This window comes from Clostridia bacterium (assembly GCA_035628995.1).
Taxonomy (GTDB): Bacteria; Bacillota; Clostridia; order Lutisporales; family Lutisporaceae; genus BRH-c25.
The window spans coordinates 35686-53904 of record DASPIR010000010.1 but is presented as its reverse complement, the minus strand read 5'-3'; the positions used below and the strand labels follow the sequence as shown (position 1 = coordinate 53904).

At 40.0% G+C, this 18219-nt stretch carries 16 protein-coding genes, 2 tRNA genes and 1 other RNA gene; 18 read left to right on the top strand and 1 reads right to left on the bottom strand.

The annotated features are described in order from the left end of the window. The first annotated feature begins 188 nt into the window (after window positions 1–188). From VEB00_03100 to VEB00_03065, 8 genes are all read left to right on the top strand, one after another. Complete coding sequence (locus VEB00_03100) at window positions 189–911, top strand: pseudouridine synthase (GenBank protein HYF82000.1); 723 nt, start codon at window positions 189–191, stop codon at window positions 909–911. 80 nt (window positions 912–991) lie between these two features. After that, entirely contained in the window at window positions 992–2020 is a 1029-nt protein-coding gene (locus VEB00_03095; protein HYF81999.1) for a winged helix-turn-helix domain-containing protein, read from the top strand. Window positions 2021–2890: 870 nt separating this feature from the next. Further along, on the top strand, window positions 2891–3889 hold the full coding sequence (locus VEB00_03090; protein HYF81998.1) for a deoxyguanosinetriphosphate triphosphohydrolase: 999 nt from the start codon (window positions 2891–2893) through the stop codon (window positions 3887–3889). A 162-nt stretch (window positions 3890–4051) separates the two neighbouring features. Continuing rightward, on the top strand, window positions 4052–4504 hold the full coding sequence (locus VEB00_03085; protein ID HYF81997.1) for a YaiI/YqxD family protein: 453 nt from the start codon (window positions 4052–4054) through the stop codon (window positions 4502–4504). Window positions 4505–4573: 69 nt separating this feature from the next. Beyond that, window positions 4574–6343, top strand: a complete 1770-nt coding sequence (gene dnaG, locus VEB00_03080) for a DNA primase (protein ID HYF81996.1) — start codon at window positions 4574–4576, stop codon at window positions 6341–6343. Between the two features lie 44 nt (window positions 6344–6387). Beyond that, window positions 6388–7455 (top strand): RNA polymerase sigma factor RpoD, encoded by a 1068-nt coding sequence (rpoD, locus tag VEB00_03075; GenBank protein ID HYF81995.1) that lies wholly within the window; start codon window positions 6388–6390, stop codon window positions 7453–7455. An 88-nt stretch (window positions 7456–7543) separates the two neighbouring features. Continuing rightward, window positions 7544–7619, top strand: a tRNA-Asn gene (locus VEB00_03070). A 5-nt stretch (window positions 7620–7624) separates the two neighbouring features. After that, window positions 7625–7701 (top strand) — tRNA-Ile (locus VEB00_03065). A gap of 50 nt (window positions 7702–7751) precedes the next feature. On the opposite strand, the gene VEB00_03060 is transcribed toward VEB00_03065, so the two are convergent. Beyond that, entirely contained in the window at window positions 7752–7943 is a 192-nt protein-coding gene (locus tag VEB00_03060; protein HYF81994.1) for a hypothetical protein, read from the bottom strand. A gap of 216 nt (window positions 7944–8159) precedes the next feature. Here VEB00_03060 and VEB00_03055 point away from each other — a divergent pair, with 216 nt between their 5' ends. From VEB00_03055 to VEB00_03010, 10 genes are all read left to right on the top strand, one after another. Next, window positions 8160–8852 carry a class I SAM-dependent methyltransferase gene (locus VEB00_03055; GenBank protein ID HYF81993.1) on the top strand — a complete coding sequence of 231 codons (693 nt, stop codon included), beginning with the start codon at window positions 8160–8162 and terminating at the stop codon, window positions 8850–8852. Then, on the top strand, window positions 8840–9961 hold the full coding sequence (locus VEB00_03050) for a Nif3-like dinuclear metal center hexameric protein (GenBank protein HYF81992.1): 1122 nt from the start codon (window positions 8840–8842) through the stop codon (window positions 9959–9961). Before VEB00_03055 ends, VEB00_03050 begins: the two co-directional genes overlap by 13 nt. A gap of 60 nt (window positions 9962–10021) precedes the next feature. Further along, on the top strand, window positions 10022–10732 hold the full coding sequence (locus VEB00_03045) for a C4-type zinc ribbon domain-containing protein (GenBank protein ID HYF81991.1): 711 nt from the start codon (window positions 10022–10024) through the stop codon (window positions 10730–10732). A 224-nt stretch (window positions 10733–10956) separates the two neighbouring features. After that, window positions 10957–11330, top strand: an RNA gene (gene rnpB, locus VEB00_03040) — RNase P RNA component class A. A gap of 259 nt (window positions 11331–11589) precedes the next feature. Beyond that, the gene (locus VEB00_03035; protein HYF81990.1) at window positions 11590–12582 is read left to right on the top strand and encodes a LacI family DNA-binding transcriptional regulator; all 993 of its coding nucleotides are present in this window, start codon (window positions 11590–11592) and stop codon (window positions 12580–12582) included. 91 nt (window positions 12583–12673) lie between these two features. Next, on the top strand, window positions 12674–13303 hold the full coding sequence (locus VEB00_03030; GenBank protein HYF81989.1) for an HAD hydrolase-like protein: 630 nt from the start codon (window positions 12674–12676) through the stop codon (window positions 13301–13303). A gap of 100 nt (window positions 13304–13403) precedes the next feature. Next, on the top strand, window positions 13404–14489 hold the full coding sequence (locus VEB00_03025) for an ABC transporter substrate-binding protein (GenBank protein HYF81988.1): 1086 nt from the start codon (window positions 13404–13406) through the stop codon (window positions 14487–14489). 67 nt (window positions 14490–14556) lie between these two features. Beyond that, window positions 14557–16242 (top strand): iron ABC transporter permease, encoded by a 1686-nt coding sequence (locus tag VEB00_03020; GenBank protein ID HYF81987.1) that lies wholly within the window; start codon window positions 14557–14559, stop codon window positions 16240–16242. 20 nt (window positions 16243–16262) lie between these two features. Next, window positions 16263–17408, top strand: coding sequence for an ABC transporter ATP-binding protein (locus tag VEB00_03015; GenBank protein ID HYF81986.1), 1146 nt, complete (start codon window positions 16263–16265; stop codon window positions 17406–17408). After that, a complete protein-coding gene (locus tag VEB00_03010) occupies window positions 17398–18201 on the top strand; it encodes an HAD family hydrolase (protein ID HYF81985.1) in 804 nt (267 codons plus the stop codon). Before VEB00_03015 ends, VEB00_03010 begins: the two co-directional genes overlap by 11 nt. Window positions 18202–18219: the final 18 nt, after the last annotated feature.

Genomic DNA, 18219 nt, shown 5'->3' with positions numbered 1-18219 from the left:
CGATTTATATAAGCATATTGTATAATATATTCTTAGTGGAATGTTAAAATATTTATGGATATATTGAACGCACGAAAGTATTCACATTGGGTATAGTGCGAATTCAATAACAACAAGGATACTTTTTACGAAATCTGAAGGAACAATGCTAAGGATATTTCGCAAAACGTTTAAAAGGAGAAACAGTGATGGGTACTAGACAGCGTATAGACAAGATATTATCCAATATGGGGTATGGCACTAGAAAGGAAGTAAAGGAGCTTATAAAAAGCGGCTCGGTTGAAATAGATGGAACTGTGGTGAAGGATTCAGGCCAGCAGGTAGAGGCTGAATCTCAGGAAATTAAGGTAGGTGGAAGAAGGCTCTTTTACAAGGACACTATATATATATTGATGAATAAGCCTCAGGGAGTAATATCTGCCACTGAAGACAGCCGCGAGCGGACGGTAGTGGATTTACTCTCTGATGAATTCAAAGCCTTCAACCCTTTTCCAGTTGGCAGACTGGACAAGGATACAGAAGGCCTTTTGCTGCTGACGAATGACGGGCAGCTCACTCACCGGCTGTTGTCTCCCAAAAAGCATGTACCCAAGACCTACCTTGCAAAAATCATGGGCAGAGTGACGGAAGAAGATGTGGAAGCCTTCAACAGCGGTGTTACTCTGGAGGATGGATACAGGACTATGCCTTCGCAGCTTAAGATACTGGAAAGTGGCGAAGCTTCTTTGGTTGAGATTACAATATATGAGGGCAAGTACCATCAGGTAAAAAGGATGTTTAAGTCAGTAGATAAAGAAGTTATATATCTAAAGCGAATTTCCATGGGGGATCTGAAGCTGGACGAAACCATGGAGCTTGGGGACTTCAGGGAACTTAACGAAAAAGAGCTAAGAATAATAGGTATTGAATGATTTAAACTTTCTGTTGCATGTTTGTTAATAAATTGGTAATATTTTTATTAGATATATATCTAATCGGGGAGGTGTTATGAATGCCAATGGAGATTTATGGGGAGAACAATGAGCCAAATGTAAAGATTTTTAATTCTCCGGTTATAGAACTGATTTGTGCCGTGCATTTGCTTACGGATGCTGCACATCACCAGTATGAAATAAAATGGGCGGATGAGGTATTATCAAAGCTTAAAACCAATGACCTGAAGGCGTTGGATACTATTAAGCTGTTTCCTGCCGGGGGTATGAATATATTGAACCTCATACTGGAAAGCGGTGAGCTTACATCAATACCGAAGTTTATTGAGTATATTGAGCACCTTGACTTGCTTGATTTCTACTACTTCTTATTAAATGAAGAAATAGAAAAAGTGAAGATAGAGAAAGCTTTTATCGATAAAAAGGAACGGTATAAAATTCAAGAAAAGATAAAGTGGATAATTGAAGACAATGACCTTATGGAGTTCTTTGAACACCCTGAGAATATAAAAAAGAACACTGTACATACCTATAAAACCGTACTTAACAATGATTTTATGGCAAAGCTGGAGCGGTGTAAGGACAGGATGGATGCTGGAATACAATATGTAGACAGCTTCACTGGTAAGGACAGTGTGGAATCAGCACTCGAAAAGATATCCGGAAGGCCGAGGAAGTTGTTTTCCGGCTACAAGGAATATTGCATAATTCCCTCATATTTCGTTTCACCCCAAAGGTGCATAAGAATATTCTCAGGTGACAAGCTCTATGTGGTTTTTGACTGCAGGGTAACTAGAGACAAACGAGAAGCCCTATTAGATGAGCTTTCCAAAATATTAAAGGTTATTGATGACAAATCCAGAATGGAGATACTTCGAATACTGGTGAACAATAAGAATTATGGGAAAGCATTGTCCGAGTTGGTTGGAATATCCACCCCAACAGTATCGCATCATTTGGATATATTAAAACAAGCGGGCTTTATACAGGAAGAAAAGATAAGAAATATTAAATATTTCTATGCAGATAAGGAAAAACTTAAAAAAGTAATAGATGATATAAACAAATATTTCTTCGGAGCGGATTAACCACAGGGCTGCATTTTATGCAGCCTTTAATATTTGTGCTAAATCGCAAAATAAGGACAGCCATGCAAATAGCCACGTATGAGTATACAAAAATTGATGGCACTAACTCGCTGCGCCTAAGAATTACCTAACGCTTTCCAAAGGACATCCTTGTCCCTGGAAAGCTAGCTCGACGTCCTGTCTCGCTCACGGTAATTTCTAAGGCTCCGCTCCTAAGAGCCATTAACAATTTCTGTATAAGCATGCTTAGGCTATTTGCATGGCTGTCTCACCAATTAACTACTAAGTGAACTAAAGCTCAGTAACGATTTAGGGGAGCATTAACTTATGTATATCAGCGAACACTTATATAAAAGGCTTCTAATAAAATATTTTTAGATTAAGGAAGTCTTTTATGAAGCTCGTTTACGGCGCATGACAAATTAAGGTGGATTAGATGCGCCTACTCGCTATAAGTCTTTGGGTAACAGAATAGAGTGAAGATACGTAGGAAAATCCGTAAGGTTTACGTGATGTAAACCTAGCGCATACCTAGATGTGGGCTACGCCCACAAACAGATGTAACCTATTTGCTTATGCAAAAGCCTTGGACGCCGGGTTTATGCGCGTTAGGATTTTACAAGTAGCAAGCTCTAATTCTGTCCAAAGCTTATATCGTGTGAGTCGATATACATAAGTGATTTGCACTTATTTACCGATACATTGCTCCTGTTGCCTCTCGTTATTTATGCAAAAAATTTTGCGAATATAAAGGAATATTTAAATTTATGTTGTATATTACATTTACGTATAAATAATATATTAAAATCTGTATATAATTCTTTTAACCGCTATGCATATGCAAGGGGAATTGCAAATGGAGATGGGTAAATGAAAATAAGAGAAATCACTGAAAATCTGGAAAAGCAAAATCTATCAAAGTATGCCGCTCTAAGCATGAATACAAGGGGACGGCTTACAGAAGAGACAAAATGCGATATAAGAACCGATTACCAAAGGGACAGAGATAGGATACTTCATTCTAAAGCTTTCAGAAGGCTTAAGCACAAGACACAGGTATTTATATCACCGGAAGGGGATCATTATAGAACAAGGCTGACGCATACTCTTGAGGTATCGCAGATAGCCAGGACTATAGCAAGGGCGCTCAGATTGAATGAAGACCTGACTGAAGCAATCGCACTGGGACATGACTTGGGGCATACTCCCTTTGGACATGCCGGGGAGAAGGAATTGAACAATATACATCCAGGCGGGTTTAAGCATAATGAACAAAGCCTCAGGGTTGTTGACTTTCTGGAGAGTGGAAGAGGCCTCAACCTGACCTATGAGGTAAGGGACGGTATTTTGAAGCATACAGGGAGCTTGGAGCCAGAAACACTGGAGGGTAAAATAGTAAGTATTTCCGACAGGATAGCTTACATTAATCATGATATTGATGATGCATTAAGAGGAGGTATACTGGAAGTATCTTCAATACCAATAGAATGCATGGAGGTTCTCGGCTTTACCCACAACCAAAGGATAAATACAATGATAACGGACATTATTAATGAAAGTATGGGCAGAGACAATATCGTGATGAGCAGTGCTGTAATGCAGGCTACTAACGAACTGAGGGAATTCATGTTTGATAATGTATATATTGGCTCCGCTGCAAAGGTAGAAGAGAAAAAAGCAAAAAATATAGTAAAGGGCTTGTACGAATACTATATCGAGTACCCGGAGGAAATACCCATTGAGGGTTTTGGGGAAAATGATAATGCGAATAAAGAAAGATATGTATGTGATTATATCGCAGGTATGTCCGACCGTTTTGCCATAAACTTGTTCACTGAGCTATTCATTCCTTCACCATGGAAGGTGTAGTGAACAAAAAATGATAAAATTTCTTATAATTTGAAGGATATTTGAATTGTGTGTCGAATAAAATTTAATTCGGCACTCTAATTATCTTATTTAACATAATGTGGACGGATTCTAAAGAAAAATTTTATGTTTTTGAATCCATCCAGTGATGGAGATACCAATATGAGAATACTTATAGATGGAGATGCCTGCCCAGTTACTGCCTTGATAGAAAAAGTTGCAGCCCGATATGGAATCGGTGTTGTTTTTTTTCACAGCATATGCCACCACAGCTGCAATTCCGGTGGGACCATGGAAAAAATAATGGTTGATAATGTATCGCAGGCAGTAGATATGGCAATAATTAATAAAGCATCAAAAGGAGATTTAGTTGTGACAGGAGACTTCGGACTTGCATCCCTGGTACTTGGCAAGAAGGCTTACGCAGTATCCTTCAGCGGGATGATATATGATGAGAATAATATTGACCAACTGCTTTTTGAAAGACATATGTCAGGAGTCGTGCGAAGGAGCGGCGGAAGAACAAAAGGCCCTGCAAAGCGTCGTGAAAGCGATGACAAGGAATTTGAAAAATCACTCAGCTTTCTAATTTCACAGAATATGAAGGATATTTAAAATATATGGAGAATAAATATATTAATTATCGATAGAAATATTCTAATAAATATAAAGGTGGAAAACAACATGCTTTTCTCAGAAGATAAGATTTCTGAGATAATAGAAAAAAACGATATAGTGGATGTTATTTCGGGATACATGACTTTGAAAAGAAGCGGCAGCAACTATGGAGCCTTATGCCCCTTCCATTCCGAGAAGACACCATCCTTCAGCGTGTCATCATCAAAACAGATATTTAACTGTTTCGGATGCGGTGTTGGAGGTAACGTAATAACTTTTATACAGAAAATCGAAAGAATCAATTTTATTGAAGCAGTGAAGCTGCTTGCTGAAAGAGCAGCTATACAGCTTGAAGAGGACAATGATCCCAGACAGCTCGAAAAAGCAAAGCTTCAAAAAGCATTATATAAGGTTAATACTGAAGCCGCAAGGTTTTTTTACAGCAATCTCAATAAAGACATTAAGGCAATGGAATACCTCAAAAGAAGAGGTCTGAGTGAAGCAATCATTAAGCGGTTTGGTCTGGGGTTCGCTCCGGATAAATGGCATGAGCTCTTGGATTTCTTGAAGAGGAAGGGCTTTAATGCGGAACTCCTGTATAAGGCTGGGCTCATTGTTAAGAATAAGGATGGCGAAAGATATTACGACAAGTTCAGGAACAGGGTGATGTTTCCTATAATAGATCTCAAGGGAAATGTAATTGCCTTTGGGGGAAGAGTTATGGATGACTCGAAGCCGAAGTACCTCAATTCACCGGATACACCTGTTTTTAACAAAGGGTACAATATTTACGGACTGAATTTTGTTAAAAAGCTGCAAAACCTTGAGAATATTATCGTAGTTGAAGGTTACATGGATGCAATAGCCCTGCATCAATTCGGAGTGGAAAATGCTGTTGCCTCATTGGGGACAGCCTTCACTGAAAATCAGGCGAAGCTGTTGAAGCGGTTTTCCAATGATATCATAATTTCTTATGATTCGGATTTGGCAGGCCAGACTGCAACAATGAAGGGTTTATCCGTCCTTGAGAAGGAAGGCTGTGTAGTAAAGGTTCTAAGCTTGCCCTCAGGTAAGGATCCTGATGAATATATCAGAAAGGAAGGCATAGATGCCTTCAGGGAAAGAATTAGGAAAAGCACTTCCCTTATAGAATACAAAATTGAAAATTTAAAAAAGGGTTTGGACATAAATAACATACAAGATAGAATAAGATTTACAAAGGGCTTTTCAGAAGTTTTAATGGATGTTGAAAGCAACGTAGAGGTAGATGCTTATATAAAAAAGTATTCGAACATCATGCAGGTAAATGAGCCGGCTCTTTACGCAGAGCTAAACAGGCTGAGGGATAAGAATAAAAATGGAAATAATAAACATAATATAATAAATAGTAAAAAAACAGAGCTAGAGTTGAAAAAAGGTGAAATAATAGCAGAGATTTATCTTCTCAATATATGTATTTATTATTTCAAGAAAGCAAAAAATATTTTTGAGCTCTTGAAGCCAGCTGATTTTTCCAATGATATCCATGCTAAAATTGCTGGAATTATTCAGAAATCAGCCAATGAAGAAAAGGCAATAACGGCAGGGGAGATTATAGGTTTCTTTGAAAATGACGATGAGAAATCAAGGGTTGCAGAAATCTTTAGCCAAAAGCTGCCTGACGCAGATGTAGACAGCCTGATAAAATCCAGCTTGGACAAGGTAAAACAATCAAAATCTGATAGGAATATTCACAAAATGACAGAAAAAATGGATGAGATGTATCAAGCCGGAGAAAGAGAAGAGGCTAATAGAATTTTTGTTGAGATTAAAGAACTGCAGAAGAAGAAAAGGTAATATCCGGAAGGGAGGGGATAACGGTGAAAACAGAAGAACTCAAAATGACATATGTGAAAGAACTTGTTGACAAAGGCAAGAAGAATGGAACGCTGACATATAAAGAAATAATGGATACCTTTGAAGAAGTAGAAATGGATCCGGAGCAGATTGATAAACTGTATGAATACCTGGAAACCAAAGGTATAGATGTAGTGGGAGCTGTAGAAAATGACGTTGATATGCCGCCACTTGATGAAGAAACTGAAGAAGTGGATCTCGATATAAGCATTCCAGAAGGTATTAGCATAGACGACCCTGTTAGAATGTATCTAAAGGAAATAGGCAAAGTGCCACTGCTGAGTTCAGAAGAAGAGGTTGACTTAGCTAATAAAATTAAGAGAAATGATCTTGATGCTAAGAGGAAGCTTACAGAAGCAAACCTTAGATTGGTAGTTAGCATAGCAAAGAGGTATGTAGGAAGAGGGATGCTGTTCCTGGATCTTATTCAGGAAGGAAACCTCGGACTTATAAAGGCTGTTGAGAAGTTTGATTATACAAAAGGCTTCAAGTTCAGTACCTATGCTACCTGGTGGATTAGACAGGCAATAACAAGAGCTATTGCTGACCAGGCAAGAACTATTAGGATACCTGTGCATATGGTTGAAACAATAAATAAGCTTATAAGGGTTTCAAGACAGCTCCTTCAGGAGCTGGGCAGAGATCCTATCCCAGAAGAAATAGCAAACGAAATGGGAATGACAGTGGATAAGGTGAGGGAGATTATGAAAATTGCCCAAGAACCTGTATCTCTTGAAACTCCTATAGGTGAAGAAGAAGACAGCCACTTGGGTGACTTCATACCGGATGAAGACGCTCCTGCGCCTGCAGAATCGGCAGCATTTACACTGCTTAAGGAACAGCTTATGGAAGTTCTTGATACCTTAACTCCGAGAGAAGAAAAGGTGCTTAAGCTCAGATTCGGTCTTGAGGATGGAAGAGCGAGGACATTGGAGGAAGTGGGCAAGGAGTTTAATGTCACCAGAGAGCGTATAAGACAGATTGAAGCAAAGGCATTAAGGAAGCTCAGACATCCAAGCAGAAGTAAGAAGCTGAAGGATTTCCTTGAATAGAAAAACTCAAAAAAAATCAATTTGATACAAAATTTACTGTTGACTTTCATAATAAAAGTTAGTAAAATAATATTTGTCAGTTTGAAGTTCCTCAATAGCTCAGTCGGTAGAGCATGCGGCTGTTAACCGCAGGGTCGTTGGTTCAAGTCCAACTTGGGGAGCCATTTTAGGGCCTTTAGCTCAGTTGGTTAGAGCAACCGGCTCATAACCGGTTGGTCCGGGGTTCGAGTCCCTGAAGGCCCACCATTTATGACAATAATAAACCTGATACATATGTATCAGGTTTTTTGCTGCGCTTATTTGTTATCTCCGGTTGGGGATGTTTTGATGTCGCTTTCACAGTCTTGACTTTCTATTATCGCGTTGACTGCAGTCATGGTCTCAAGCTGATTGGAAAGCTTATGCGCCTCATCTTCCCACTCTTTTGTAGTTCCTCCCCAATTGAATTTTTGTATTATTTCTGGTTTCATATGGATTTTTTTACTCATGCTTTTCACTCCCTTAGACATATTTTTCTCAATTTATAATAAAAAAATCAATAAAGTGTAGTATAATGAATAAGAAGATTTTGCAAATCTTCTGGTACGAGGTTACGAGGTTACGAGGTTACGGGGTTTCGAGGACTTAAGCAAGGCTTCGAAGCTTAGCTCAAAGCACGAGGCACGTGACACGAGGCACGAGGCAAAAAAGTTAGGATGATGATTTTGATACTTACTCCCAGATTAAAAATTATTGCAGACAGCATACAAGGCTTTGAAACAGTTGCAGATATTGGCTCAGACCATGCTTATCTTCCTATATATCTGGTGAAAAACGGACGGGTAAAAAGCGCAATTGCTACTGATATAAACAGCGGTCCTGTAGAAATATCAAAAAAAGCACTCAAAAGTCATAAGGTTGAGGAGTCAGTAAGAGTACGTCAAGGAAACGGCCTTGAGGTTATAGCACCGAAGGAAGCAGAAGTGATTGTTATTGCTGGTATGGGAGGAATTCTGATAAGGGACATATTGGATAAAGATGCGAAGGTGGCGGAAAGTGCAAAGCTTTTGATACTTCAACCAATGAGGGACTCGGATAAGGTAAGACGATGGCTGATTACCCATGGCTTTGACATCACAGATGAGGAACTGGTGAAAGAGCAGGATAAAATATATGAAGTTATTTGGGCAAAGCCTGCAGCTGCAGTAAAAACGGCAGAGGGCCTAATGCTTATGGGTGATAAAATTATTGAGAAAAAACACCCGCTTGCGGCTGAATACATAAATAAAAAAATGAGTGAACTTGAAAAGGTAGTAGCAGCGCTGGAGGTAATGGATATGGTCAGCTGCAGGGAGAGAGCTGAAGAATGCAGGGTTTTGATTAATTACTACTTGGAGGTATTGCAGTGGGTACAGTAAAATGTCAGACCATAGCGGGTATATTGGATGAATTAGCTCCAAAGAGGCTTGCTGAAAGCTGGGACAACGTTGGCCTGCTCGTTGGGGATGGCAAGCAGAAGATTAACAAGGTGATGGTATGTCTTGATACCCCGGAATGGGTGGTGGAAGAAGCCATTGATAAGGATGTTGATATGATTGTAGCTCATCATCCTATGATTTTTAACGGAATAAAAAGGGTAAATTCAGATACTGCGACAGGCAGAAAGCTTTTAAGCCTCATAAAAAACAATATATCCCTGTATTGTTTACATACTAACTATGATATAGTAGTAGGGGGCCTGAATGATATATTTGCAAAAGAGCTGGGACTTAATAATTCCAGAGTTATAGATGAGAAATACAGAGAAAAGCTGTATAAGCTTGTTGTTTATGTGCCTTCAGGCCACGAGGACAAGATTATGGATGCGATGTGCGGTGTTGGGGCAGGCTATATAGGAAAGTACAGCAGTTGTACATTCAGAGCTAAGGGTATAGGCACCTTTGAACCTCAAGCGGGAACGAAACCCTTTATCGGCACACAAGGACGCTTAGAGAGCGTTGAGGAATTCAGGGTAGAGACTATAGTTCCTGAGAAGCTGATAAACAGAGTAATCAAAGAGATGCTGAAAGCTCATCCATATGAAGAAGCTGCATATGATATATATGAGACAAGAAACGAGGGTCAAATCATGGGTCTGGGAAGAATTGGCGAGCTTGAAAATGAAACAACACTTGCAATATATGCCGACAATGTGAAAACGTTGCTGGGAGCGAGCCATGTGAGATTTGCAGGAGACCCGAACAGAACTATAAAAAAAGTTGCGCTATTAAATGGTTCTGGCAATAAATTTATAAATGATGCCAGGTTTGCAGGTGCGGATGTGCTTGTAACTGGAGATATGCAGTACCATGACATACTTGATGCCTTGGAAATGGGTTTGTGCGTAATTGATGCAGGCCACTATGCCACAGAAAAAATCATGATAAAGTATATAAGTGAATACTTGAATGGTAAATTTCGACAGTTGAAGCTTGATGTGGACGTTGTTGAATCAAGTGCGAATACGGAAATTTTGAGAGTTTTATAGGAATAGTTTTACTGTTCCTATTTTATTTTATTTTAAAAAATAAGGCAAGGAGATGGTTCGATGGATTTGCCATTACTTTACGAGCTGCAGGATTTGCACAAGGAAATGGATGTAATTGAGGAAAAGCTAAAGGAGCTTCGTGAGACAAAGGAATTAAGAAAGCTCAAGGATGAGTATCAGAGACTTAATAAGGAGTATCAGGAAGGCGAGGAAAGTCTCAAAAAAAATGCATATCAGCAAGAGATAAGAAATAATGAAATAAAGAATCTCGAATATAATAAAAAAGCCTGTGAGGAAATTAAGTTCAGCAAAGAAACAGATTCGGTGAAAAAGCTGGAAAGCATTGAAAAACAACTCGAGCAGCTTGAAGAGAAAAAGCAAGGGGTAGAAAATGACATAATAACACTCATTGATGAAGTAGATAATACTACTAAGAACCTTGCAGAAACAAAAAAACGATCTGTATTTATAAAGAAAAAATATGCAAGCAGCAAGGAGAACATAGAAAAGTCAATAAAGGAGCTGGAAACTAAAAAAGTGAAACTCAGCTCCAAGATTGACAGCCTTATAAAAAAAGTTGATAAGGATACCTTTGAATTGTATGGAAGGGTATTAAAATCACATACTGACCCTGTAGCACGGATGGAAGGCCGATCATGCAGCGGTTGCAATATGGAAGTGTCAGCAATGGATTATGAAGCTTTGAAAAGCGGCAGTCAGGAGCTGAGGTGCCAGAGCTGCGGCAGGTTGTTATATTTCGTTAAGTCTTGATACAGATTTACGAGATGGCAAATTGACGTGACATTTACATTATAGCAATATATATCATGTTGACTACATCATTGTTTGGCTATATAATAAGTATCTAGTGATTATTAACACAACAGATTTCATATCTTTCAAAGTGTTAAAAATCACATCCTTGATTCAGTGTCTCGCATGCTGAAAAAGGGATATACTTAACGAGGCACTATGCAAAACAAAATAAAAATTAATGAGTAAGCCAGATGATCGCGTGCGCAGTGATGCAAACGAGGAAAGTCCGGGCTCCAGAGGGCAGGGTGCCGGGTAACTCCCGGTGGAGGCGACTCCAAGGATAGTGCAACAGAGATATACCGCGAAACAGTTGGCTTAGGCCAGCTGCCGCAAGGGTGGAAAGGCGAGGTAAGAGCTCACCAGCGGTTAGGTAACTAACCGGCTATGTAAACCCCACTTGGAGCAAGACCAAATAGAGGGACAGCTGAAGCGCAAGCTTTAGCAGGAACGGCCCGTTCCGTCTCCGGGTAAGGTCGCTTGAGCTTGACGGTGACGTCAGGCCTAGATAGATGATCGTCTAATACAGAACCCGGCTTATAGACTTACTCATGGATTGAAACAAACACTGCGTTAACGTGGTGTTTTTTTTATAATTAAACACAATATTTAAAATTTTTATAATATTGAAAATAAAGGAGGAATTTTGATGAATTAATAGAATATATATTAGCAGATTACAATTTACTATCTGTTAAATAACTATCACAGTAGGACATGTAAACTAAGTAAAGCCAAAGTCTTTGGCGTTTTATTTTCGTAAAAAATGTAAACGATTACATTATGACACATAATACAGAACGGGAGAAGAAAATATGGCTACAATAGAGGAAGTCGCAAGAAAAGCAAAGGTTTCAACGGCAACGGTGTCTCGGGTGATAAACAATAATGGACCTGTATCGGAAAAAACCCGGCAAAAGGTAATGAAAACTGTAGAACAGCTTGGATATGCACCAAACATACTGGCTAGAAATTTCAGAACCAGGAAAACAAATACCATTATTACTGTTTTGCATGATATTTGCAATCCTGTACTGGCAGAGATGATAAAGGGTATGGAAGATGTAGCCTACAAGAATGACTACTGTCTGCTTATAGGAAACTCAGGAAACAATCCGGACAGGGCTATGGATTATTTAAAAACCTTGCGGGAGAAGAGAGCGGATGGCGTTATATTCGTCACACCTAGAATAGATGAGGCTGCCATAATAGGAATCAATAAAATCGTTCCGGTAGTCCTTGTTTGCGATTACATAGAGAATTCACACATACCCTCCGTACGAGTAGATGATTACAAGGCGGCATATGAGATGACCGAGTATCTGATAAATAACAGCCATAAGAAAATCTCATACATTGCAGGTCCACAAAATATCAGGATTGCTGCAGACAGACTCAGAGGCTTCAGAGCAGCCCTGAAGGACAATAACATAAATTACGAAAGCAACCTGGTAATCATGGATAATTCATCCTTGGAGGATGGCTATAGGTCGATGAAGAAGATACTTTCAAATGCTGCAGTTCCGGTTTCGGTGGTGGTATACAACGATGAGACTGCTATAGGAGCTTTGGAATATGCCAAGGAAAAGGGCTATAAGATACCGGAGGAAGTTGCAGTTGTCGGTTTTGACAATATTGGGATAGCAGGTTTGGTAAAGCCCGGATTGACAACGGTCAATCAGCCTAAGTATGAAATCGGTGCCACATCTATGAGAATAATGCTGGGAATTCTGCAAGGAATGGAACCGCAGTGTGAGGACAACATATTGGATTACCAGCTTATTATAAGAGAAAGCTGTGAGCTATAATTACTGGCTGGCGTTTAAAGATAAAATAATACATTTTGCAAAATGAAGCATTGAATGAGGAAATATTGTTGCAAATGTAAGGAAAGGGACGATGTCATTGATAAAGGTTATTCTGTTTGATTTTGACGGTACCCTGGTGGATTCCATGGGGGATTTGGCAGACATTGCATCTGATGTGATTCTTAAGTATTACAAACTTTCGAAGAACTATGGAGAAATGCTGTATAAGCTAACCTCAGGACTTCCTTTCTGCAGGCAGATCGAGATGATGTTTTGCGACTGTGAAAAGAATAAGCTTGCGGTGGATGAGTTTGAGACCCGTAAAAAGAGCAGTTTCAAAGAACACAGACTTTTCGATGATACAATTGAAACAATCGGATATCTGAGGGAAAAAGGATATATGACTATAATCTCATCTAACAACTTTAAGGAGGTAATAGAGGATTATTTAAGCGCCAGCGGTTTGAAGATAGATGAGGTATTGGGTTTCAGCGGAGGACTATCCAAAGGGAGAAGTCATGTAGAATACCTCAGTGACAAGTACGGCTTTCAAAAGGATGAGATAGTATTGGTTGGTGATTCCTTAAAGGATGCTGAGCTCGCAAAAGAATGTGGAATTAGTTTTATCGGAAAGACAGGATTAAATGAACGAGAAGGTTTTCTCGCATTATACCGAATGAAAATCATAGATAACCTCTTGGAATTGAAGGAAATTTTGTAAGGTGTGACGTTATCCGTACAGCTGTGCAGTGCATAAGTCCAGGTTTCTAGATTACTTGATGTAATCTGAAAATAAAATACATAAACAAAAGGGGGATAACATGAAAAAGAATCTGTTCAGAGTATTAAGCCTAACCCTGGTTCTAATCCTGATGGCAGCGGCCTTCGCTGGATGTGCACCTAAAGAAGCTCCAGCTGCCACTGCTGCACAGCCACAAGAAGAACAGAAACCCAAGTCTGATACCTTGACTATGTATTCGGCACTACAGGAAGAGGAGATTCTGGTTTATCTTGATACCTTTACCAAGGCAACAGGTATCAAAGTTAATTATGTGAGACTGTCAGCAGGGGAAATAATGACAAGAGTCGCTGCAGAAAAGGATAACCCTCAGGCAAGCATATGGTTCGGAGGTCCCTCCGATACTCTTGTACAAGCAGGCAGTGCAGGATTATTGGAAAAATACGATTCTGCCAATATAGCAAAGATACCGGAAACATACAGAGATAAGGCCGGCTTTTGGTCTCCAATCTATGTGGGCGCTATAGGCTTTGCATGCAATAGGGATTGGTTTGAAAAGAAAAAGCTTGCTTATCCCGAATCATGGGAGGATCTATTAAAGCCTGAATTTGCAAAACAGATTTCTGTTGCGCATCCCGGCTCATCGGGTACTGCTTATACCATACTTGCCACCATGGTGCAGCTCAAAGGTGAAGATCCAGCTTTTGAATACATGAAGAAGCTGCACAAGAATGTAATACAGTACACAAAATCGGGTTCAGCACCTGCAAAGAATGCAGCAATCGGAGAAGCTGCCATAGGTTTGTCCTTTGGCCATGATATCCTGAAGATAAGAAATACAGAAGGATATCCGATAGAGCTTAAGTTCCCGAAGGATGGAACAGGATATGAAATCGGCGGAGTAGCTCTTATAAAGAAGGGAATTGCCGGTGAAGAAGAAAATGCCAGAAAATTCATAGACTGGATAACAGATATACAGGCTCAGGAATTGGCTGAAGTGACAAAGTCCTACAGACTCCCGGTAAATATTGATGCCAAAATCACAGAAGGCTCCATAAAGCTGTCAGACCTTAAGACCATCAATTATGACAATGTATGGGCTGGAGAAAACAGAAAAAGACTGGTTGAAAAGTTTAGCGCTGATATAGCTACAGCCCCAAGCAAATAATCATCAGGATTTTTTAGGGGTGTCAAGTATTGCTTGCACCCCTGAAATTATACAAGGAGAATGGCATATGAAAAACAGCAATACCAGTTTAAGAGTAAAAATTTCAAAGCTAAGCCCCTTCGGGAAAGAGCCCCTTGTAACTGCAGTCATAATCACTATATTTGTATTTTTATTTTTGTTTATAGTATATCCGTTATACAAGATTCTGGCCATGAGTGTGACTGACAATGATGGGAGGCTGTCCTTTGAGGTAATAGGCAGTGTGCTTAGCAACAAGTATTATCTGCAAAGCCTTATGAACAGCATGGGCTTGGCAGCGGCTGTATCAGTCATATCACTGATTGTCGGCTATATTTTTGCCTATGCGATAACCAGAATAGATATTCCCTTCAAGTCATTTTTTAAGATGATGGCGACGCTTCCTATTATATCGCCACCCTTTGTTCTGTCCCTTTCTATGATAATGCTTTTTGGAAGGAACGGTTTAATAACAAACAGGCTGTTCGGTCTGGAAGATGTCAATATATACGGCTTCAACAGTTTATTGGTCGTTCAGGTAATGTCATTTTTTCCTATCGCATACCTTACTTTGTCGGGGATACTTGAGGCGATAGATCCAGCAGTGGAAGATGCAGCACTAAATCTGGGAGCACAAAGAGGCAGGATTTTCAGAACGGTTACATTGCCGCTGTCTTTTCCGGGAATTGCAAGTGCGCTTCTGCTGGTTATGGTGCAGTCCCTGCAGGATTTCAGCAACCCCATGGTGCTCGGTGGAAACTACCATACGCTTGTTGTGCAAGCATATGTTGAGATAATTGGAATGTATGACATGAAAAAAGGGGCCGTAATATCTATAATGCTTTTGCTTCCGACTCTGGCAGCATTCCTTCTTCAGAAGTATTGGGTAAGCGGAAAGTCCTATGTGACGGTCACAGGGAAGCCTTCCTATGAAAGGTCGAAACTGAACAATCCAATAATAAAATGGACTGCATTTGGGTTGTGTTCACTCTTTACAGCAGTCATATTACTGTTTTACGGAACGGTGCTTTACGGTTCCTTCGTTAAGATCTGGGGCGTTAACAATCAATTTACCCTGGCAAATTATAAATACATATTTACACTAGGTTCAGCACCTGTTAAAAATACCCTGCAATTGGCGGCATATGCGACTCCGATAGGGGGATTGCTTAGTATGATTATTGCGTTCCTGGTTGTCCGGAAGCAGTTTCTGGGGAGACGTGCTATGGAGTTTGTATCTCTTTTGGCTTTTGCCATACCGGGAACTGTTATAGGTATAGGGTACATATTGTCATTCAATCAGAAGCCCCTTCTCCTGACAGGTACAGGGTTGATACTTGTAATGGCTTTCATATTCAGGAACATGCCGGTTGGGATTGAATCAGCTACTGCAACCTTGAATCAGATAGATAAATCCATTGAGGAAGCTTCAACAAATCTGGGGGCAAGCAGTTTCCTGACCTTCAAAAAAATTACTTTACCGCTAATAAAATCTGCCTTTTTCTCAGGTCTGGTATATGCGTTCGTACGTGCTATGACAGCTGTAAGTGCAGTAATATTGCTTATATCTCCAAGATGGAACCTGGTTACGGTTTCAATACTTGCACAGGTTGAAAACCTTAGGCTTGGCATAGCAGCTGCATACGTAGTGATTTTAATAATCATGATGATGGTGGCTATAGTCATAATTGAAGCATTTGTAAAAAGACTTGTTGGAAAGAAAAGGGCTGCATAAGCAAAGAGGAGGGTCAATTTATGTCACACTCAAAACAGAATACTATGGAAAATAAATATAACTGCAGCAATGTTACACTGAATAACCTAGAAAAGATATTCACAAAGCATGATAAAAGCGGTGAACTTATTGCAGTAAACAAAGTGAGTCTGGAATTCGAAAGCTCAAAGCTTACAACCCTGCTTGGGCCCTCAGGCTGTGGAAAGACTACCATCCTAAGGATGATTGCTGGCTTTGAACCGGTTACCTCGGGAGATATAAGTGTTGGAGGGAAATCCATAGTGGACACAGCTCCAAATAAGAGAGATTTGTCTATGGTGTTCCAGAGCTATGCTCTTTTTCCGCATATGGATATTTACGAGAATATCGCCTACGGTCTGCGTGTAAAGAAACTTCCCGAAAATGAGATAAAAGAAAGAACAAACAAAGTTATCAAGCTGATGCAGCTGGATGGGATGGAAAAAAGGTATCCCAACCAGATATCAGGAGGCCAGCAGCAGAGAATAGCACTGGCCAGAGCAATAGTAATCGAGCCTAAGGTGCTGTTGTTTGATGAGCCGCTTTCCAACCTGGATGCCAAGCTGAGGGAATATATGAGGGATGAAATTAGGAAGCTGCAGTTGAGGCTTGGAATAACAAGTATTTACGTAACTCATGATCAAAATGAGGCAATGGCTATTTCAGATAAGGTTGTGATTATGAATCAGGGTAATATTGAACAATACGGTACACCACAAGAGATATACTATAAGCCGATGAATAAGTTCGTTGCTAATTTCATGGGGAAAGCGAATTTTATAAAAGGCGCAGTTCAGGGAAAAGAGAACAGTGTAGTGTATGTAAAAGTGGGAGATTACAGCGTGAAAGTCAACAATCCGGGATGGTATGACCCAAAACACGGGGAAAATGTGTCTTTGGTAATCAGACCTGAGGCAGTAAAGCTCTCAAATGATAGCGAAGGATTGGCAGGAACGATTATAAGAGCAACCTTCCTCGGAAGCATTGCGGAATATGAAGTAGATACACTGGGCAACAGTGTTTGCGTACAGGTATATAATCCCCAGCTGAACAGCGTGCTGGAAGTCGGGATGGATGTAAGGCTGCTGTTTGATCCTGATTGTATCAGGATACTCCCGGTGAAAAGCGGTGAAGGCGATGAAATATAGGCTTATAGTATCTGATATAGACGGAACACTGGTGAACAGCAGCAGACAAATTTCAGAAAGGACTAAAATAGCCATACATAAATTTCAATCCCTTGGTGGAGTTTTTGCTATTGCAACAGGGCGGATAGAGGAATCGGCAAAAAGCTACTATGATGAGCTGCAGCTGAACACTCCGGCGATTTTGTACAATGGGGCGAAGATTGTAGAGCTTAAAAATAACAAATGCCTTATGGAAAACATATTGGATGAGGAGCATTTCACCCAGGCTGTAAAGCTTCTTTCGGAGTTGGATTGCAGCGCAATAGTATATAGCAGCGGTAAAGCATATGTGAGACAGATGAATGATACAATCAGGACTTATATGGAGAAGGACAGCGTTTTGTGCATTCAGGTTGATGATTTTATGTCATGCATCGAAGGAAAACCAAATAAGATTCTGATAATAGGAAACAGCAGCATCTTTGAAAAATTCCTGAAAGCTTTTGAGTCCGTGTGCAGGGTGAAGCCCAATACGGTAAAGTCAGAGGCTGAGTATCTGGAAATACTTCCAATAAACACTTCAAAGGGCGAAGCCTTGAAGAACCTTGCGGAGCTTTTAAGCATACCTATGGAGCAGATAGCTGCTGCAGGAGATAATATGAATGATTATGAAATGCTGAAGGAAGCAGGGCTGGGTATTGCTGTAAGCAATGCGGCCCCAAAGCTTTTGGATGCTGCAGATTTAATTGCAAAATCCAATGACGAGGATGGCATAGCTGAAATCATAGAGCGGATTATTAGAGGAGAGCTATAGGATTTTGAGGATATCAGG

Bases quoted from the DNA above. Each gene is read 5' to 3' on its own strand.
- VEB00_03100 (HYF82000.1), top strand. From the start codon at position 189: ATGGGTACTAGACAGCGTATAGACAAGATATTATCCAATATGGGGTAT.
- VEB00_03095 (HYF81999.1), top strand. From the start codon at position 992: ATGCCAATGGAGATTTATGGGGAGAACAATGAGCCAAATGTAAAGATT.
- VEB00_03090 (HYF81998.1), top strand. From the start codon at position 2,891: ATGAAAATAAGAGAAATCACTGAAAATCTGGAAAAGCAAAATCTATCA.
- VEB00_03085 (HYF81997.1), top strand. From the start codon at position 4,052: ATGAGAATACTTATAGATGGAGATGCCTGCCCAGTTACTGCCTTGATA.
- dnaG (HYF81996.1), top strand. From the start codon at position 4,574: ATGCTTTTCTCAGAAGATAAGATTTCTGAGATAATAGAAAAAAACGAT.
- rpoD (HYF81995.1), top strand. From the start codon at position 6,388: ATGACATATGTGAAAGAACTTGTTGACAAAGGCAAGAAGAATGGAACG.
- VEB00_03060 (HYF81994.1), bottom strand. From the start codon at position 7,943: ATGAGTAAAAAAATCCATATGAAACCAGAAATAATACAAAAATTCAAT.
- VEB00_03045 (HYF81991.1), top strand. From the start codon at position 10,022: ATGGATTTGCCATTACTTTACGAGCTGCAGGATTTGCACAAGGAAATG.
- VEB00_03035 (HYF81990.1), top strand. From the start codon at position 11,590: ATGGCTACAATAGAGGAAGTCGCAAGAAAAGCAAAGGTTTCAACGGCA.
- VEB00_03030 (HYF81989.1), top strand. From the start codon at position 12,674: ATGTCATTGATAAAGGTTATTCTGTTTGATTTTGACGGTACCCTGGTG.
- VEB00_03025 (HYF81988.1), top strand. From the start codon at position 13,404: ATGAAAAAGAATCTGTTCAGAGTATTAAGCCTAACCCTGGTTCTAATC.
- VEB00_03020 (HYF81987.1), top strand. From the start codon at position 14,557: ATGAAAAACAGCAATACCAGTTTAAGAGTAAAAATTTCAAAGCTAAGC.
- VEB00_03015 (HYF81986.1), top strand. From the start codon at position 16,263: ATGTCACACTCAAAACAGAATACTATGGAAAATAAATATAACTGCAGC.
- VEB00_03010 (HYF81985.1), top strand. From the start codon at position 17,398: ATGAAATATAGGCTTATAGTATCTGATATAGACGGAACACTGGTGAAC.